Raw genomic sequence first — 16,587 nt, forward strand, 5'->3', positions numbered from 1 at the left:
TTCGTCTACGTCAGACGGATTTGAGAATACGCCAGGTGACATCCTGTCCATCGACCTGCGGCATCGGCACGCCATAGGCGATGGTTTGCGTTCCCACCGGGCGCTCCACACACTCCCATACGCCGGGATACGGGCAGTGCTCACCTGTCTTTGCGTACATGCCGGGACCGCTACGTCGGGGCACTGACTTCGCCACAGGTTCGTTCGTGTCTTCGTACTCGCCTTCCAATAGTTCGACGTAGTACCACTTGCAGGGGCGGGTGGTCGTTCCTCCAGCCACGTTCGGGTCAAACACTCCTTCTCCATAAGAGGCGCCGCCAAGAAGCGCAACAGCATCGCTTTCGTCGCGAACCTCATTGCCTTCCCAGTCTTTGATTTCCTTGCGTCGCAGGAAGTCCACCGCGCCCGCGCCATCGTCCCACGGCCAGATGTGCGAGCGGCCTACTGTTTCCATCGCCTCCAGGCCCATGGCATTGAAGGTTACGGCATCCCCCAGCCGGCCACCGTGCCAGCGGCTACCGTCCTCCCGGAGGTTGCCACCTGCCCACGCAAACTGCGGCGTGCCCCATGGATCATCCTGGGGTATGTACACGCCAGTGCGAGGCGGCACCTTGCCGCTTTCTCCCTCGATGTCGGTGCGCACGCGGAACCTGGGCAGGCGCGGAAACGTTTCCTTGTGCTCGTTCCAGATGACCCAGTAAACGTAGTCGTCAACAGTGCGATTCCGGTCCACCACGCGATCGATCTGACCAGCGTACTTGTAGACCTCATCGAAGCGTTCCTTGAATTGCCGTTCCTGCTCGGGCGTCAGCCACATCAGGCTATACTCGGCCAGCATGCGCGCGCACTGGTTGGCGCCGGTAATGTCGTAGACATCGCGGGAACGGGCCTGGATATCCCATAAGGTCGTTTCGCGGAATTCCACCAGCGAAGGGAACCCATAAGTGCTCCAGTTCGCGCTGGTATCACGAGCGCCCCAACGCTCGCTCATCAGGAATTTGTCCAGGTGCGCACGGCCGTCCGCCAATGCGCTGGCGTAGAGGATCAGATCTTCCACGCGGGGCAGCAGCCCTTTCAGATACTCCAGCGACGCGAAGTGGTACATCAGCGCCACCTGGCGTTTGCGCCGGGGAGACAGCTCCATCGCGGATCGCATCAGATGCCTTGCTTCAGACGCCAGGTGACATCCTGTCCATCGACCTGCGGCATCGGCACGCCATAGGCGATGGTCTGGGTTCCCACTGGCCGCTCCACGCACTCCCAGACGCCGGGATACGGGCAGTGCTCACCTGTCTTTGCGTACATGCCGGGACCGCTGCGTCGGGGCACTGACTTCGCCACAGGTTCGTTCGTGTCTTCGTACTCGCCTTTCAATAGTTCGACGTAGTACCACTTGCAGGGGCGGGTGGTCGTTCCTCCAGCCACGTTCGGGTCAAACACTCCTTCTCCATAAGAGGCGCCGCCAAGAAGCGCAACAGCATCGCTTTCGTCGCGAACCTCATTGCCTTCCCAGTCTTTGATTTCCTTGCGTCGCAGGAAATCCACCGCGCCCGCGCCATCGTCCCACGGCCAGATGTGCGAGCCGCCTACTGTTTCCATCGCTTCCAGGCCCATGGCATTGAAGGTTACGGCATCCCCCAGCCGGCCACCGTGCCAGCGGCTACCGTCCTTCCGGAGGCTGCCACCTGCCCACGCAAACTGCGGCGTGCCCCATGGGTCATCCTGGGGTATGTACACGCCAGTGCGAGGCGGCACCTTGCCGCTTTCTCCCTCGATGTCGGTGCGCACGCGGAACCTGGGCAGGCGTGAGAACGCTTCTTTGTGTTCGTTCCAGATGACCCAAAAGGTGTAGTCGTCCATGGTGGAATCACGTTCCGTCACATCATCGATCCGGCTGGCGTACCGATACACCAGACCGAAGCGTTCCTTGAATTGCTGTTCCTGCTCCGGCGTCAGCCACATCAGGCTGTACTCGGCCAGCATGCGGGCGCACTGGTTGGCGCCGGTGATGCCGTAGACATCGCGGGAACGGGCCTGGATATCCCATAAGGTCGTTTCGCGGAATTCCACCAGCGAAGGGAACCCATAAGTGCTCCAGTTCGCGCTGGTATCACGAGCGCCCCAACGCTCGCTCATCAGGAATTTGTCCAGGTGCGCACGGCCGTCCGCCAAGGCGCTGGCGTAGAGGATCAGATCTTCCACGCGGGGCAGCAGCCCTTTCAGATACTCCAGCGATGCGAAGTGGTATATCAGCGCCACCTGGCGTTTGCGGCGCGGGCTTAGATCGGTCGGGTTCGTGCTCATCGGGTGTTCCCAAGTTGGGTCAATTGGCCGGGCAACGCCGGCAGGCCGAGCGTCACATCCGGCAATTGCGCGTCGAAGTCGGTGTAGCTCCAACCGGTCTCGAACGGGCCGCTGATGCGGGGGTTGGTGATGCGGACGCGCACGGACTCGTACCGCGCCCGTTCTCGTGGCGACAAGGCCAGGTATTCCTGACGAGACAGTCGCGTCGCGCGCATCTGGCCGGTATGCCGGTCCACTTCGTAATACTGCATCTCGTCGTACAGTTGGCCGCTGCGCGGTTCGAAGCGGTAGCCGTCCTCCGGCGTGCGCGGCAGGGCGGCGTCGAACTTGATCTGCTCGTAACCGCCTTCCAGATGCAATTCTCCCATTTCAAGCTTTTCAGGCTTGAACTGGCTGGACGCCGGGCCCGCCCACACCTTGATGGACTCGCCGGGTTGGAGGTCGAACACGACGAACTGGCCGTCCGGGTTCCAGTCCGGCCACACCGCGAGATGTCGGCGCCAAGCTGTTTTTGGATCGTCTGCCTGTTGCAACCGCTTGAAGACCTCTTCGCTCACCCAGTCCTTCGCCGCAGCCATATTTCCCGGGCCCACTACACGGTAAAGGCGCAGGGGCCCTTTCAGTTCCACCGCCCGGAGCCCCTCAGCAAACGTCTTGATCTCGTCATCAGTAAGCGTCGGCCATCCCAGGCTTCGGGCATGTTCGAGTTCCGGCTTGAACTTCGCGGGCTTCACCGGCTTGAACTCCACCGCCCCATCACTCAACCACTTCGGCCTCGGCTTGGCCTCCCGCATCAACGTCACCGCGCGCGCCTCCGGTAAGCCGCCGCGGAAATGCACGTTCCGCGCGTTGAGGATGCCGCAGCGTTGCGCCAGGTCTTCCAGTTCCAGCCGGCGGATGATCGCGTCGAGCGCATCCTGCAGCGGTTTCAGCGCGTGCTGGAGGTACTCGTCCGCCTCGCGCCGGATGCGGGCCATCATCTCCACGGTTTCAGCCGCGCGCCTTCCGACGACGGGAATGTTCGCCACCATTCCCAGCAGATTCCGCAACAACGCCATCCCCCGATCGAACGCCTGCAGCAACGCCTGCAGGTTCAGTCGCTCGCGAACCTGTCGTACATATCGCGCCAGTTCTCCGAACAGGTCGTCCCACTTCAGCGCTTTCCAGTACTTCGCCACCTCGCGACGGCGCAGGAAGGCGATGACCCACGTCATCGCTTCGTCTACCGCTTTCGCCACGGCATTGCCGCCGCTGCGACGGATGAAGAGGAAGAAGATCTTCAGCACGCCCTTGACCAGCGAGCCAAGGCTGGGGAACAACCCGATCAGCGTCAGGCCCAGCGACACCCAGGCCCAGACGTTGGTCTTGTCCTCGTTGATCTGCTTGCCGTTGGCGATCAGGTCGCGCACGTCGCAGACCTGATCCACGCCGGGGATGATCGAAATGGCGGTATCGAAGGCGACCTGACCCAGCGAGCGTTCCTGGTTGAAGTCGCCTTGTATCGCCTCCCACAACCACACGAACACGTTCTGCGTACTGTCGGCCACGCGGCCGTACTGACGCGTCATGAAGGCCAGCGCTTCGCGCAACTGATCGACGTTCAGCAGCGGGGCTTCGTTCTGCCGGTCGGCTGCGTTCATCGGCCGCCCCCGCTCTTCGTCCGCGCGAGGTCTTCAAGCTGGGGAATGGCCGGTTCATCATTCGCCTTGCGCGGCTTGTACAGCACCTTCTCCACACGCTTCGGATCGATATCGTCGTGCCGCGCTTGCCCTTGCGCGTCGAGCGTGCCTTCGAGCATCGAACCATCCTTGAAATGGATCTCGTAATCGGCTCCGTCGATCGGTTCACCCGTCTCCTGATCCAGGTAGTGCAGGCCGATCCAGTAGCGCCGGTCGATGACTTCGGCCAATGCCGGAACGCCGTGAATGGAGAAGTCGTTGCCGAGGCCTTCCGCATCGGCTTTGATCTGCCCCTTGAGCTGGATCTGCACGCCTTCCAGCGTGACGCCATTGCGGTCGATTCTGATGGTGCCGCCTGGACCACGGATGGTGAGCGAACCGGCCGCGGCGAGCGTGTACTGACGTGTTCGCTGCGTGATGCGCTCACCGGCTTCGATGTCGTGCTTGCCTGCGACCTGGTGTTCGTAATGGCCGCCGGTTTCGACCTTGCGGTCGGAAGCGGTTGTCTCGGTGCGGGTATTTCCGACGTCTTCGATCAGGTCCTTGCCGATGGTGACCTGCCGCGTTCGGCCGATCTCCAGCGTGTGGTCGCGACCGATGGTTTCGCGCCGATCCTGGCCGATGCCCAGCGTTTCATCGTTGCCGACGGTCTCCTTGCGGTCGTGACCGATCTGGATCGTTTCGTCGTTGCCGACGTCTTCGCTGCGGTCGTGCCCGACACGCGTGGTCTCGTCGTTCCCGACGACGATGTTCCGGTCCTTCTGCGCGTGGACGAAGATCTCTTCCTGGCCGGCTTCGTCCTCGAAACGAAGTTCGTTGTAGCCCTTGCCTTTGTGGGTGTTCGTACGAAATACGGTCCTCGCCTTGTGCTGGGGAAGCGGGTACGGCGGCCTGTTCTCCGCATTGAACGCACAAGACGTGACGCACGGTTGATCGGGGTCGCCATCGATGAAGCTGACGATCACTTCCATGCCGACGCGTGGAATGGCCATGAAGCCATACATGGGCCCCGCCCAGCCTTGCGCGACGCGGATCCAGCACGAGTCGTTTTCCTGCCGGGTGCCCTCGCGATCCCACGGGAAGTGCACCTTCACGCGCGCGTGCTCGTCTGGAAAAATCTCTTCCCCGGGCGGGCCCACGACGTGGGCAATCTGCGGCCCGTCGATGACCGGTCGCGGCAGCGGCTTCGGACGCCACTCCATATCGCCCGGCACGGCCCGTGCGGTGTACGAGTAGTGCGTTCCGCGTTCGCCGTTCGCACCGTCTTCTTCCTGCGATACCGACTGTTCGCCCACGTGATGCATGGCGACGACGCGCCAGTCGCGGTTGAGCGGCTCGGACGGATGGTCTTCGAGCAGGAAATTCAGCCCCGGCCAGAGCCGCGCGTCGTCGCCTTCGAGTGTGGCAACCAAGGCATCGCTGCGCAGCGCCCGCAGTTTCGTCGCAGTGAATGGCCGGCCAGATTCATCCCTTTTGAATCTCCCCGGGTAGTCGTAGTGCTCGTATCGGCCTACGGCATCGCGTGCGTCGCTGCGATGCTCGAGGGAGTACCTCGGATTTCTGAAGGTATGGTCCCGCTGCACCGCTGAAGCCGGCGCAAGCTGTTGGCGCAGCGCGAAGTGCCAGAGCCGCGGTTCGACCGCCGTACCGCCGGGAAGGGCCTGATAGATCACGGCGCCGATGTCGTCGGCCCCCGGCAACGCCGGCCCGGACGGGAGCGCATCCGTCAGCACGAGCTCCGAGCGGTGCCGCGGATCGAAGTAGTAGACGATGCCCTCCTCCGCAGCGAGCCGGGCGAAATGGGCGAGATCGGCTTCGCGGTACTGCGTGCAGTACTCCCGCGTTTCGTGCGGCCGGGACACATTGAAGCGTGCATGCAGGCCGCGCTCCTTGAGTCGCAACTTCAGAATGTCCGGCACTGAAAGTTGCTGATGAATCCGGCTCCCATGCCCGAACCCGAGCCTTGCGAGCGTGGGTTCGACGGTGGCCCTGTAGCGCGTGCGTCGGAAGCCCGTTTCGGACTGCTCGAACATCGTCACGATGCCGTGCACCGTGCGCACCGGCTTGCCGTCCCGTGCAATGGTGAAGGTGACTTCGGAGTCGAGCAGCGCGTCCAACTCGACGTTGGGCTCCGGGCTGCTGAGCTCCAGCTCCAGCCGGAATGGCTGCGACAGTCCTTCGATCAGTTCGAAACGGACGACATCGAATGTCGCTCCTCCCACTCCTTCGAACTGGAATGACAGATCCGATTGCGCTGCTGCCATGCTTCGCTCCGTGATGGGAAGCCGGCAAGGTCAGTTGCGATGGCCTCTTGCGTCCATGGGAACTTTTCTTTCCTCTGCGAATGCAGGCTTCACACCGCTGTGTTCATGCTGGCCAGGACCAAAGGAGAAGCCACAATGCGACCGTCACGAAAGGTTCCGCAGGCTCTGGGGTTTGCGTTCGGCCTGTCTCTGGCCGTGCTCGTGAGCTTGCCCGCGCTGGCGCAGACCGCCCCCGGCGCCAGCCGTTCGATCCTGGCGTTCCCGCGCCCGGGCGGCTTTCCCAACCCGGCCTTCCGTGTGACCTACGCGCGCGCCGACGAGGCGCCGCCGTTGATGGTGCGCACCGGAGAGAACACGTTCGAGCCGCTGTACCGGCGCACGCCCGATGGCGGCTACGCACCGGCGCGCGCGGCGGGCTACCGCATCGCGATGACGTCGTGTCCGTCGATCACGACCCGCGCCGATTACCGCTCGCGCATGATCGACCTCGCCGCCGCGGAGTGGGCGTACTTCGGCCTGCCGATCCTCGACATGGCGGTGGAACCGGCGGCGATCGTGCCGCGCGTGCCGCAGCCGTCGGGCGTGGTGGAGATCATCTCACCACAGAAGAACGCGTCCATCGGCGATCGCGTGCTGCGCCGGGCGCCGCGCCTGGGACTGTCGGAAGACGACTACGAGGTGAGCGATGCCATCGCCGGCTACTGGGCGGCGACCGGCAGCGAGGAAGCGATGCGCGTGCAGAGCATCGTCGACTACGGCTGGGACGGGGCCGGCTGGGCAATGCCGTGGTCGGCGGCGTTCATTTCCTGGCTCGCGTGCGAAGCCGGGTTGTCGACCGCGCAGTTCCGCCGCAGCGGCGGCCACATCGACTACGTGCGCGCGGCGGTGCGCGCGCGCGACGGGCAGGATCCGGAGCACGCGTTCATCGCCTACGACCTCGGCGAAGCGACGCCGGACGCCGGCGACCTGCTGTGCACCGCACGGAGCGACAGTACGTTCCGGTCCATCGCTGACGTGCGCAACGGCAACAGTTCGTCGAACGCGCTGCACTGCGATCTGGTCGTGAAGACCGACACGAAGCACAACCGGCTCTATGCGATCGGCGGGAACGTGAACCATGCGGTCACGATGTCGGTGATCGCCACCGATGCGAAGGGCCGGCCGCTGACCGACGCCGACGTCATCGGCGCGCACCGCTGGTTCGCGGTGCTCAAGGCGCGCGCCGGCGGCAACGTCGCGCACGACCTGGACGGCACGCCGACGGTGCAGATGCTCTACCGCGATTACGCGCGCTATGCAGGCGCACGACGCGGACAGGCGCCGGTGCCTTTGCAGTCGCGCGGAGGGCGGGCGAAAGCGGACGCGGCTTCGCCGTAGGTGACGTTGCGGGCTCCGTTGGCAGGAATGAAGGCGCACGGATAGGTGCACGCGCCACTGCAACAATCCGTCCCCGTCGCCGCACACCCGCAGGCGACGAACGCCGCGTAACCTGTGCGTCCCCCTACCGGACACCCGCACGATGCATCTGTTCGACCTCCAGACCCTGCTGGCCTATGCCGCCGCCGCGCTCGTGCTGGTGCTGCTGCCCGGGCCGGGCACGGCGTGGATCGTCGGGCAGAGCCTGGCCGGCGGCACGCGGCGCGGCATCCAGGCGGGGCTCGGGCTGGAAACGGCGACGCTGCTGCACGCGCTCGCCGCCGGGCTGGGGTTGTCTGCGCTGCTGGCGACCTCGGCGATGGCGTTCGAGTTCGTCAAATACCTCGGTGCCGCGTACCTGGTGTGGCTGGGCATCAAGGCCTGGCGCAACGGCGACGGCGACACGACGCCAGCCGATCCCGAAGCGCCCAAGCCGCGCGTGTCCGGCCGCAGCGTCTACCTGCGCTCGGTCGTCACCGGCGTGCTCAACCCGAAGGTGGCGCTGTTCTTCCTCGCGTTCCTGCCGCAGTTCGTGCATCCCGAACGCGGCTGGGTGTGGCTGCAGTTCCTCGTGCTGGGCGCGCTGCTGGCGGCGATCGGCTTCTGCAACGACCTCGTGCTGAGCTTCGCCGCGGGACGCTTCGGCCGACGCTTCGCCGGCGGGGGTGGACGCTGGACGCAGCGCGTCACCGGCACGCTCTTCATCGGGCTGGGCCTGCGACTGGCGATGCAGCAGCGCGGCTGATTCCCGCGCCGCGAGGTCCGTCCGTCGGGTCGTCACCCCGCGTGGACGCGCCGGCGTTAGCATCGCTGCGCGCCGGTGAGTGGTGTTGTTCATGCGGCGCGGGTATCGTCCGGGCATCCCCGTGGAGCACGAGATGAACCCGCGCCGCAATCTCCGCATTCCGTTCGCCGCCTTCTTCGCCGCCGTCTCCCTCTCGTTGCTGGCCGCCTGTTCCACCGTGGGCGCGCTGCTGGGCGACGAGGTGCGGTTCACGCCGATGCAACTGCAGCGTTCGCTCGACCGCAATTTCCCCAGGCATTACGACAAGCTAGGCGGGCTGGTCTCGCTGACGCTGATGAACCCGCGCCTGACGATCCCGCAGAACGACGACCGCCTGCGCCTGGATTTCGACCTGGGCCTGGGCGCGCTGGGCAGCGACAGCGGCAAGCCGTCCGGCCATTTCGCGCTGACCAGCGCGCTGCGCTTCGATCCGTCCACGCGCGGGTTGCACCTGCTCGATCCCCGCATCGAACAGGTCGAAGTGCCGGCGCTCGGCGGCGCGATGAACACCAGCGCACGCGCCCTGCTCAATTCCTGGCTGGGCGAATACGCACGCGAAGAGCCCGTCTACCGTTTCGACAACAGCCTGCTCGACCGCCTGGGTTCACGCCGCATCGGCACGACCGCCATCGAGAATGGCAACGTGGTCGTCCATCTGGATCAATGACGATGCTGCCGTTGCGTTTTGCCTCGCTTCTCTCCCTGTGCATCGTGATGTCGGCCTGCGGCGGCGATGGATCGCGCGCGCCCGGCGCCACCGCCGACGACACCGAAGCCCTGCCCGCCCCGGCCGGCGCGCCCGGCAGCGTGACGGGCATGCCCGATGCGCCCGGCCCCGGCCCGATCGGTCCGCCGAAGCCCGAGGACGCCGTGCCGCTGGATGCCGAAGGCAATCCGGTGTTGCCGACGGGCGAGACCGTCATGGACCCGGCCGCGCCGCTGGATCCGGATGCGCCGGGTGATCCGAACGCCCCGGCCGATACCGCAGCGACCGAACCGACGCCGCAGGACGCCGTCGCCGTCATCCGCGAGTACTACGCCGCGATCAACCGCCGCGATTTCGCCCAGGCCTATGCGCTGTGGTCCGACGGCGGCCGGTCGAGCAACCAGACGCCGGAGCAGTTCGCCGCGGGATTCGCCGATACGACGGGCGTGTCGGTCGAGATCATGGCGCCGGGACGGGTCGATGCCGCGGCCGGTTCGCGCTACATTGAAGTGCCGGTGGCGTTGACCGCGACGCATGCGGACGGTCGCCAGCAGCGTTTCGTCGGCGCCTACACGCTGCGCCGCGCGATGGTCGATGGCGCCACCGCCGAACAGCGCGCGTGGCGCATCGGCACCGCGGATCTTCGCGAGGTGGCGCCGTGATGCGGGCGGCATGAAGTGAACGATGTCCGCGACGATGCCACGCCGCGCATCGTGCTCGATACCAACGTGTGCCTGGATCTGTTCGTGTTCGGCGATCCGGCCGTCGCCGTGTTGCGCGAGGCGCTGGCATCCGGCGCGGTCACCGGCATGACCAGCGATGCGTGCCGCAGCGAATGGGAGCGTGTGCTCGCCTATCCGGTGCTGCGGCTCGACGAAGCGGCGCGTGCGGCACGGCGGGTCGAATACGACGCCGCGATGCGTGAGGCCGACGGAGCCTGCCCTCCCCACATCGCCCTGCCCCGCTGTGCCGATCCGGACGACCAGAAATTCCTGGAGCTCGCCGCCGCGTGCGGCGCGCGGTGGCTGCTCAGCCGGGACGATGCGCTGTTGAAGCTGGCGCGAAGAATGAAGCGGGATGGTGCGTTCGACATCCTTGCGCCACGGGAATGGGTGGAAAACTGGCGGCGCTGACGGAATACGGTGAGGCGGGTGGGTTCGCCTCAAAGCTCGAACCGGTAACTCAACTTCACCAGCAACTGCTCGTCGTCGCGCAGTTCCAGGCTGTCGCGCAGCACGTCGTCCACCCGTTCGGTGAACGGATCCTGCCGATACCCGCCGCGCCCGTACACGACGTAGAGGTACGACAACGGCGCGATCTCGTAGCGGTAGCGCACCTGGAAACCCAGGTTGCGCACGCTGAAATCCTCGACGTCGTCGTTCGACGCGATCGATGCGCCGCCCGGCATCACGCGATACGCCTGCTCGATGCTCGCGTCCAGGCCGATGGCCTGCATCTTCACGCGCAGTTCCTGCTTGTTGGTGATCGTCCAGTCCAGGCCGGCGTCGAGCTGCAGCATGCGTTCGTCGAACTCGCCGATCAGGTTGTCTTCCTGCCACACCAGCCAGCTCGGGATGCGCTCGTAGAAGCCGCCCAGGTACACGCTGAAGGCATCGCTGATGAAATACGTGGGCTGGATGCGCAGGTTGTAGCCGACCTTGTCGTTGCCGGCCAAGCCGCCTGAGAACACCTCCGACTCCATTTCCCAGCCCCAGTCGCCCTTGCGCGGCCGTTCGAACTCGAAGTACGCGTTGAAGTTCGCCGGCTTGTCGACCACGCCGTTGCCGCGCGTGAGCAGGTCGTCCACGCCGGAGCTGTTGATGTTGATCTGCGCGTATTCGTAGCTGCCGTTGCGCAGGTTGCTTTCGCGGCTGATGCGCAGCTGGCGCTGCAGCGTGTCGCCGTGGTCGTTGTCGGTGCCGCTGATGCGCGCGCGCCAGTCCTTGGATGCGTAGCGCGACTCCTTCGGCAGATCCGTGAAGCGGCGCATCACCTGCCAGTTGAGGTAGTTGGTGCTGGCACGCTGGAGGTAGCCGAAATCGTTGATCTCCAGCTCGTTGCCGAAGTGCATCGCCAGCCACTGCTGGCGCCAGCCATGGTCCATCTCGTAGTTCACCCACACCGTCGCACCGTTGTCGTCGGTGGTGCGGCCCTGCTCGTCGATCTGGCTGCCGATCACGCGCGTTTCCACGCTTACGCGCGCGGTGGGACGCCAGTTGTGGTCCACGCCCATCACGGTGGCGGTGCGATCCAGGAACGGGCGATCGACGTAGGTCACCATCGCGCCGAGGTTCTGCTTCGCCAGGTCGCGTACCACGCGCACCGCGCCGAACGTGCGGCCGACTTCATCGGCCTCGTCGGCGGCGAACACGCCGTACTTGGTCGCGCCGATGCTGCCGTTGAGCTTCACCGCCGCGGTGATGTCGCCGGCGCCGTCTTCGTCGTCGGCCGGGCCGCCGACGCGGCGCGTGTACAGCAGCTGGCTGTAATCCGAAGGCGTCGTGAACTCGAAGATGCCCTGGTTCTCGGTGAAGAACGGGCGCTTGTCGCTGATGAAGATCTCGGTCGCGTCGAAGTTGACGACGAGGTCGTCGCTCTCCACCTGGCCGAAATCCGGGTTGACCGTGGCCGACAGCTGGAACTGCCCGTTCGGCTTCCAGAACAGGTCCGCGCCGCCGTCGAACTCGTCGCCGCCGTTGGCGATGTCGTGCAGCCCCGACACGTACGGCGTGATCGCCAGCAGCGACTGGTCGTACTGCGGCATCTCCACCGGCGCGAAATCGGACAGGAAGCGCGGGCGCGTGTAGCTGGCGCCGGGCCAAGCCGAGCGTTCGCCGGTCGAGCCGATCACGCGGTCGAGGTAGATCCTCACCGTGCGCACGCCATTCCTGCCCTCGCGCATCGGCGCGATGTACCAGGGAACCAGCATCTCCACCGACCACGACGTGTCGTCCTCGCTGACGGCGTGGCGCCAGTTGCCGTCCCAGTCGTCGTTGAACTGGTTCTCGTTGGTGATCACCGCATCGGCGATGCCGTCGGTGGACGACACGGTGAAGTTGTAGCCCGTGCGCGCGTCGCCGTCGTAATCGATCATCAGGTTGACGCGGTCGACCTGCTCCTCGAAGTCGCGGCGGACGCGCTGGCGCGTGCGCGTGTCCAGCGGCTGCTGGTTGCGGAACGCGATGGCCAGGCCTTCGGGCGTGGCGAGGATCCAGGCTTCGGTCGGCAGCGTGCCTGGTTCCAGCGACAGAGGCTGGACCTTGCGGAAGTCGGTGACGTGGCGTGCGCCCTGCCATTCGGCGGGGTCGATGCGGCCGTCGATTTCCACCGCGAAGGTGGGCATCGAGAAAACGGCCAGGATGAGGAGCAGCGTTGCGCGCATGCGGAAGGTCTTCGCGGTCCATGTGGCCCAGCGCGTCGCCCCGGCTGCGCGTTGCGCGGCCACCGGCGTTCCGTGCTGGAGATTCGGCTTCGTGCCGGCCCGCGGCGTGTCCCCGGGCGAGGCGCAGACTAAGCGGCGCGGCGAACCCTACGCAGTGGCGTGAGTCATGGCAACCCTTTCGTTCCGCGGCGCATCAGGGGATGTGGAACCCCGTCATCACGGGGCGGGCGTTACTGCATGTGCCAGCCGTGGCTGACCACGAAGCTCTGGCCGGTGAAGACGGCGGTCGGGAATTCCGCGAGGAAGCGCACCGTGCGCGCGACGTCCTCCACGGTCGTGAAGATACCGTCCACGGTGTTGCCCAGCATCACGCGGCTGACCACTTCCCCTTCGCTGATGCCCAGTTCCTTCGCCTGCTCCGGGATCTGCTTGTCCACCAGCGGCGTCCGGACGAAGCCCGGGCACACGACGTGGCTGCGCACGCCATGCTTCGCGCCTTCCTTCGCCAGCGTGCGCGACAGGCCCAGCAGGCCGTGCTTGGCCGTCACGTAGGCGGATTTCAGCGGCGAGGCCAGGTGCGAATGCACCGAGCCCATGTAGATGACCGTGCCGCCCCGCTGCGTGCCGTCGGGCCGGGCGCCGTACATGTACGGAAGCACGGCCTTGGTCGTCAGGAACGCGCCGTCGAGGTGGATGGCGAGCATCTTCTTCCAGTCGGCGTAGGCGAACTGTTCGATCGGATTGACGATCTGGATGCCGGCGTTCGACACGAGGATGTCCACGCCGCCGAAGGTTTCGTTAGCGCGCGCGACACCGGCCTCGACCGCGGCTTCGTCGGCGACGTCCATCGCGATGCCGAGCGCCTCGCCGCCCTGTCCTTCGATCTCGACAGCCACCGCCTGGGCGCCCTGCGCGTTGAGGTCGGCGATGACCACGCGTGCTCCGGCGCGCGCGAGTTCCAGCGCGATCTCCCGGCCGATGCCACTGGCGGCGCCGGTGACGAGGGCGGTCTTTCCGTCGAGGACGCGGGGGATGGCGGTCATGCGGGCTCCTGGTCGATGCGTGGGGTGCGCCGACGGCGCGGACGCAGTGTGGCCATGCGTCGGCGCGGGCGCCATTGTTCGATGGTACGGGATGGGGGATTGCGGGATTGTTTCGCAGCGCCGGGGCGCTGCGGCTTGCCGGCGTTGGGCGGCGACCCGTTTCCTTTCAGCGTTTGCAGCGCGGGTAAGCGAAGCGCACCCGGGATGGAGACGCGACCGCATTCCCGGGTGCGCTTCGCTTACCCGGGCTACAAGAGCCGCGAGGCTTACGCTGCCTTGCGTCCGGCCTTCTTCGCGCCGGTCTTCGTCGCCTTCTTGCCGGCGGCTTTCTTCGAGGAAGCCTTCTTCGAGGCAGCCTTCTTCGCCTTCGAAGCCTTCTTCTTCGGCGTCTTCGGCTGCAGCAGCGTGCCGGTGCAGTTGCGCGAGCCGCAGCGGCACTCCCAGATCTTCTTCAGCTCGGGCGTGTGCTTTTCCTCGAGCGTGATGCCGTAGTTGTACGACAGCTCCTGGCCCGGCTTGATGTCGCGGATCGCCTCGATGAACACGCGGTCCTTCGTGCGGTCGTCGCCGTCGGCCTCTTCCAGCACCGCCTCGCAGTTGGGCGAGCAGCTGTGGTTGATCCAGCGCGCCACGCCGCCTTCGTAGTTGGCATCGATCACGTATTCGTCGTTCAGCGTGAACAGGAACGTGTGGCCCGAATCGGGGTCGCCGGTGACATCGTTGTCCACTTCCTCGTGGGTCCGGCGGCGGCCCTTGTATTCGACGATGCGCTCGCCCTTTGCGATCGGGGCGACGGCGAAGACACCGTTGCCGTGGATGGCGGAACGACGGGCGACGATCTTGCGGGGCATGCGGAGGTCCGGTTGGGTGAAAGCGGCCATTCTGTACGGATCGGCGCGACATCGCCATCGCATGCCCATCACGGACGCGGCCGTTGCGGTTCGATGCCGGCACGTTCGCGGAATTCGGGGCGCGTCGGGCCAGCTGAATCCCGCCGCGACCGCACCCTTGGCCCCGGCGCCCGGAAACCGTACAATTCCGGTACGGATTGAAAGACCCCTGCCCCATGCTCCGCGTCACCAAGCTCACCGACTACGCAACGGTCGTCATGACCGTCCTGGCCCATGGCGATGCCGCCGTGCTCAGCGCCTCCGAACTGGCCGAGCGCTCGGGCCTGGAGGCCACCACCGTGGCCAAGGTCCTCAAACCGCTGGCGCAGGCCGGCCTGGTGGAGGGTTTCCGCGGCGCGAACGGCGGTTACCGCTTGGCGCGCCCGGCCGACGACATCGGCCTCATCGAGATCGTCGAAGCCATGGAAGGGCCGCTGGGCATGACCGAATGCAGTGTCCACACCGGTAACTGCGGGCTGGAGCAGTCCTGCGGCGTGCGCGCCAACTGGCGCCGCATCAACGACGTGGTGGTGGAGGCGCTGCGCGCGGTGACGCTCGCGCAGATGCTCGCCCCGCCGCCCAACGAACCACCCCGCAGGCGCATCGACCTGCACATGGCTTGATCAGTAGGCAGCCAATGGCCACCGAAATCCTTGAAAACCGCGAGATCCACGAACAGCTCGGCCGCAAGTACGAGGCCGGCTTCGTCACGGACATCGAATCCGACAGCCTCCCGCCCGGCCTCAACGAGGACGTGATCCGCGCGCTCTCGGCGAAGAAGAACGAGCCGCAGTGGATGACCGACTGGCGCCTGGCCGCGTACCGGCACTTCCTCACGATGCCGATGCCGCACTGGGCCAAGCTCAACATCGCGCCGATCGACCTCCAGGCGGTGAGCTACTACTCCGCGCCGAAGGCCAAGTACGCCTCGCTGGACGACGTCCCGCAGGAACTGCTCGACACCTACGAGAAGCTCGGCGTGCCGCTGCACGAGCGTGCGAAGCTCGCCGGCGTCGCGGTCGATGCCGTGTTCGACTCGGTCTCCGTCGGCACCACGTTCCGAAAGGAACTGGCCGAGAAGGGCATCATCTTCTGCTCGCTCTCCGAAGCGATCCACGATCATCCGGAACTGGTGAAGCAGTACCTCGGCACGGTGGTCCCGACCGGCGACAACTACTTCGCCGCGCTGAACTCGGCGGTGTTCTCGGACGGCAGCTTCGTGTTCATCCCCAAGGGGGTGCGCTGCCCGATGGAACTGAGCACCTACTTCCGCATCAACGCGATGGGCACCGGCCAGTTCGAGCGCACGCTGATCATTGCCGAGGAAGGCAGCTACGTGTCGTACCTGGAAGGCTGCACCGCGCCGATGCGCGACGAGAACCAGCTGCACGCGGCGGTCGTCGAACTGGTCGCGCTGGACGACGCGGAGATCAAGTACTCCACGGTGCAGAACTGGTATCCGGGCGACGAGGAAGGTCGCGGCGGCATCTACAACTTCGTGACCAAGCGTGGCGAATGCCGCGGCGCGCGCAGCAAGATCAGCTGGACGCAGGTCGAAACCGGCTCGGCGATCACGTGGAAGTATCCGTCGTGCGTGCTGGTCGGCGACGACTCGGTCGGCGAGTTCTATTCGGTCGCGCTCACGCATCATCGCCAGCAGGCCGACACCGGCACCAAGATGATCCACGTAGGCAAGCGCACCAAGAGCAAGATCATCAGCAAGGGCATCAGCGCCGGCCGCGGGCAGAACACCTATCGCGGCCTGGTGAAGGTGCTCGGCAGCGCGGAAGGCGCGCGTAACCACACGCAGTGCGACAGCCTGCTGATCGGCAAGAAGTGCGGCGCGCACACCTTCCCGTACATCGAAGTGAAGCATCCGGGCGCCACCGTCGAACACGAAGCGACCACCTCGAAGATCAGCGAGGACCAGCTGTTCTATTGCCGCTCGCGCGGCATCGGCGAGGAAGACGCCGTGTCGATGATCGTCGACGGCTTCTGCAAGAGCGTCTTCCGCGAACTGCCGATGGAGTTCGCGGTGGAAGCCAAGAAGCTGCTGGAAGTGTCGCTGGAAGGCAGCGTCGGCTGACGCGCGCTTCGAATCACAAATCACGAATCACGA

The 16,587-nt window shown here is 65.7% G+C and carries 13 protein-coding genes and 1 pseudogene; 7 read left to right on the plus strand and 7 right to left on the minus strand.

Features of this window, described 5'->3' with window-relative positions; genetic code table 11:
* Positions 1 to 10: 10 nt before the first annotated feature.
* The 4 genes from AC3ANK_RS14200 to AC3ANK_RS14215 are packed head-to-tail and all read right to left on the minus strand — an operon-like array spanning position 11 to position 6,247.
* Positions 11 to 1,156, minus strand: coding sequence for a hypothetical protein (locus tag AC3ANK_RS14200; protein ID WP_484171478.1), 1,146 nt, complete (start codon positions 1,154 to 1,156; stop codon positions 11 to 13).
* On the minus strand, positions 1,156 to 2,304 hold the full coding sequence (locus AC3ANK_RS14205) for a hypothetical protein (RefSeq protein WP_484171479.1): 1,149 nt from the start codon (positions 2,302 to 2,304) through the stop codon (positions 1,156 to 1,158). The genes AC3ANK_RS14200 and AC3ANK_RS14205 overlap by 1 nt, the downstream gene beginning before the upstream one ends.
* Positions 2,301 to 3,944, minus strand: coding sequence for a hypothetical protein (locus AC3ANK_RS14210; protein ID WP_484171480.1), 1,644 nt, complete (start codon positions 3,942 to 3,944; stop codon positions 2,301 to 2,303). The genes AC3ANK_RS14205 and AC3ANK_RS14210 overlap by 4 nt, the downstream gene beginning before the upstream one ends.
* Positions 3,941 to 6,247, minus strand: a complete 2,307-nt coding sequence (locus tag AC3ANK_RS14215) for a type VI secretion system Vgr family protein (RefSeq protein WP_484171481.1) — start codon at positions 6,245 to 6,247, stop codon at positions 3,941 to 3,943. The genes AC3ANK_RS14210 and AC3ANK_RS14215 overlap by 4 nt, the downstream gene beginning before the upstream one ends.
* A 135-nt stretch (positions 6,248 to 6,382) precedes the next feature.
* Between AC3ANK_RS14215 and AC3ANK_RS14220 the strand changes: the two genes are divergently transcribed.
* From AC3ANK_RS14220 to AC3ANK_RS14240, 5 genes are all read left to right on the plus strand, one after another.
* Entirely contained in the window at positions 6,383 to 7,624 is a 1,242-nt protein-coding gene (locus AC3ANK_RS14220; RefSeq protein WP_484171482.1) for a DUF2272 domain-containing protein, read from the plus strand.
* Between the two features lie 142 nt (positions 7,625 to 7,766).
* Positions 7,767 to 8,408 carry a LysE family translocator gene (locus AC3ANK_RS14225; protein ID WP_484171483.1) on the plus strand — a complete coding sequence of 214 codons (642 nt, stop codon included), beginning with the start codon at positions 7,767 to 7,769 and terminating at the stop codon, positions 8,406 to 8,408.
* 133 nt (positions 8,409 to 8,541) lie between these two features.
* Entirely contained in the window at positions 8,542 to 9,114 is a 573-nt protein-coding gene (locus tag AC3ANK_RS14230) for a YceB family lipoprotein (protein WP_206861380.1), read from the plus strand.
* A 2-nt stretch (positions 9,115 to 9,116) separates the two neighbouring features.
* Positions 9,117 to 9,815, plus strand: a complete 699-nt coding sequence (locus AC3ANK_RS14235) for a hypothetical protein (RefSeq protein ID WP_206861381.1) — start codon at positions 9,117 to 9,119, stop codon at positions 9,813 to 9,815.
* A gap of 66 nt (positions 9,816 to 9,881) precedes the next feature.
* A complete protein-coding gene (locus AC3ANK_RS14240) occupies positions 9,882 to 10,286 on the plus strand; it encodes a PIN domain-containing protein (RefSeq protein WP_484171484.1) in 405 nt (134 codons plus the stop codon).
* Positions 10,287 to 10,315: 29 nt separating this feature from the next.
* Here the strand turns inward: AC3ANK_RS14240 and AC3ANK_RS14245 are convergent, their stop codons facing one another.
* The 3 genes and pseudogenes from AC3ANK_RS14245 to AC3ANK_RS14255 all read right to left on the minus strand — a co-directional run.
* Entirely contained in the window at positions 10,316 to 12,535 is a 2,220-nt protein-coding gene (locus AC3ANK_RS14245; protein WP_206861382.1) for a DUF5916 domain-containing protein, read from the minus strand.
* Between the two features lie 230 nt (positions 12,536 to 12,765).
* Positions 12,766 to 13,578, minus strand: a complete 813-nt coding sequence (locus AC3ANK_RS14250) for a 3-hydroxybutyrate dehydrogenase (protein WP_206861383.1) — start codon at positions 13,576 to 13,578, stop codon at positions 12,766 to 12,768.
* A 389-nt stretch (positions 13,579 to 13,967) separates the two neighbouring features.
* Positions 13,968 to 14,429 (minus strand): annotated as a pseudogene (locus AC3ANK_RS14255) (SET domain-containing protein); the annotation flags it as partial.
* 215 nt (positions 14,430 to 14,644) lie between these two features.
* On the opposite strand from AC3ANK_RS14255, the gene AC3ANK_RS14260 reads away from it, so the two are divergent.
* Positions 14,645 to 15,091, plus strand: coding sequence for an SUF system Fe-S cluster assembly regulator (locus AC3ANK_RS14260; RefSeq protein WP_206861385.1), 447 nt, complete (start codon positions 14,645 to 14,647; stop codon positions 15,089 to 15,091).
* A gap of 14 nt (positions 15,092 to 15,105) precedes the next feature.
* Positions 15,106 to 16,554, plus strand: a complete 1,449-nt coding sequence (gene sufB, locus AC3ANK_RS14265) for a Fe-S cluster assembly protein SufB (protein ID WP_484171485.1) — start codon at positions 15,106 to 15,108, stop codon at positions 16,552 to 16,554.
* Positions 16,555 to 16,587: the final 33 nt, after the last annotated feature.

The sequence above is a fragment of the Lysobacter sp. SCRH-1R genome, from assembly GCF_057747855.1.